The 1,633-nt window shown below is 65.8% G+C and carries 3 protein-coding genes; 2 read left to right on the top strand and 1 reads right to left on the bottom strand.

The genetic code is table 11. The annotated features are described in order from the left end of the window. Nucleotides 1-387, top strand: a 387-nt coding sequence (locus EOA27_RS35615) for an ATP-binding cassette domain-containing protein (protein WP_145970803.1), incomplete at its 5' end; no start/stop codon positions are given. Then, entirely contained in the window at nucleotides 380-1,093 is a 714-nt protein-coding gene (locus EOA27_RS35620) for an ABC transporter ATP-binding protein (protein ID WP_126079975.1), read from the top strand. The genes EOA27_RS35615 and EOA27_RS35620, both read left to right, overlap by 8 nt. 122 nt (nucleotides 1,094-1,215) lie before the next feature. On the opposite strand, the gene EOA27_RS35625 is transcribed toward EOA27_RS35620, so the two are convergent. Continuing rightward, nucleotides 1,216-1,633: sodium:proton antiporter (locus EOA27_RS35625; RefSeq protein WP_189562282.1), on the bottom strand; the 418-nt coding region annotated here is incomplete at its 5' end.

Genomic DNA, 1,633 nt, shown 5'->3' on the forward strand with positions numbered 1-1,633 from the left:
GGGCAGGTCAGGACCGGCGTCATGGCGGCGCTGGAGCGCACCGGACTTGCCGACCGCGCCGGCACGCTGGCCGCGCATCTTTCCTACGGCCATCAGCGTCTGCTCGAAGTGGCGATGGGCCTGGCGCTGAAGCCGCGTTTGCTGATCCTCGATGAGCCTACACAGGGCCTGGCCGACAGCGAGATCGACAATTTCATCACGCTGGTGCGCGGGATCGCCAGGGACGCGACGGTGCTTCTGATCGAGCACAACATGCCGGTCGTCATGGGACTCGCCGACCGCATCACCGTCTTCAATTCAGGCAAGATCCTTGCGGAAGGCACGCCGGGCGAGATCCGCGCCAACACACAAGTCCAGGACGCCTATCTCGGAGCGACCCATGGCTGATACGGAATTGCTCACCATTGCCGGCCTCGATTGCTTCTATGGCGGGGTGCAGGTGCTCTACGGCCTCGACCTCGTCCTCAACAAGGGCGAGGTGCTGTGCCTGTTCGGCCGCAACGGCGCCGGCAAGACGACGACGCTGAAGGCCATCATGGGGCTGGTCCCGGCGGCCGCCGGCTCGATCAAGCTGGATGGCAAGGAACTGACCGGCCTCGCCGCGCATGACGTGCCGAAGGCTGGCGTCGCCTATGTGCCGCAGGGCAGGCGCCTGTTCGCCGAGATGAGCGTGGCGGAAAACATCGAGATCGGCTTGATGGCGCGCGGCAAGGGCAAGCAGACGCGCGAGAACGTCCTCGATCTCTTCCCGCTGCTACGCGAGCGGCTGAAGCAGCGTTCAGGCACGCTCTCCGGTGGCGAGCAGCAGATGCTGGCCATGGCCCGCGCGCTCTGCCTCGAGCCGCACGTGCTGTTGCTGGACGAGCCGACCGAGGGCCTGATGCCGTCGATGATCGCCAGGATCCGCGAGACGGTGGCCAAGCTGCGCGAGCTCGGCGTCTCCACCATCCTGGTCGAGCAGCGCGTCGACGCCGTGCTGTCGGTCGCTGATCGGGTTTGCTTCATCGAGAACGGCCGCAACCGCGAGACGGTGGACGTCGAAGCGCTGCGGGCGGATCCCTCGGCGGTGCGAAGATATGTTGGAGTGGGCTGAGGATTACCCTCCCCCTTTGTGGGGAGGGTCGCTGCGAAGCAGCGGGGACGGGGCAGCGCCGACCCCCACCCGGACCTGCAGTCCGACCTCCCCACAAGGGGGAGGTAAGGCTCCGCGCCGCTTCAGAAAAGCAAAAACCCGGCAATCAAGAATGTCGGGATCAGCACAAGGCCGGACCACGCCATATAGCCGAAGAAGCCCGGCATCTTGAAGCCGCGATGCCTGGCGATGGCGAAGACCATGAAGTTGGGTGCGTTGCCGATATAGGTGTTGGCGCCCATGAACACCGCTCCCGCCGAGATCGCGGCCAGCGTCGAGGCTGCCTCAGTCATCAGGTGCTGGGCATCACCGCCGGCAAGCTCGAAGAACACCAGATAGGTCGGCGCGTTGTCGAGGAAGGAAGACAGCGCCCCGGTCAGCCAGAAATAGGCCAGATCGTTGGGCTGGCCGTCAGCGGAGGTGACGAGCGCCACCAGCGGCGCCAGCGCGCCGTAATGGCCGGCCCGCAGGATGGCGATGACCGGCACGATGCAGATGAAG

The sequence above is a fragment of the Mesorhizobium sp. M2A.F.Ca.ET.037.01.1.1 genome, from assembly GCF_003998075.1.
Classification (GTDB): domain Bacteria; phylum Pseudomonadota; class Alphaproteobacteria; order Rhizobiales; family Rhizobiaceae; genus Mesorhizobium.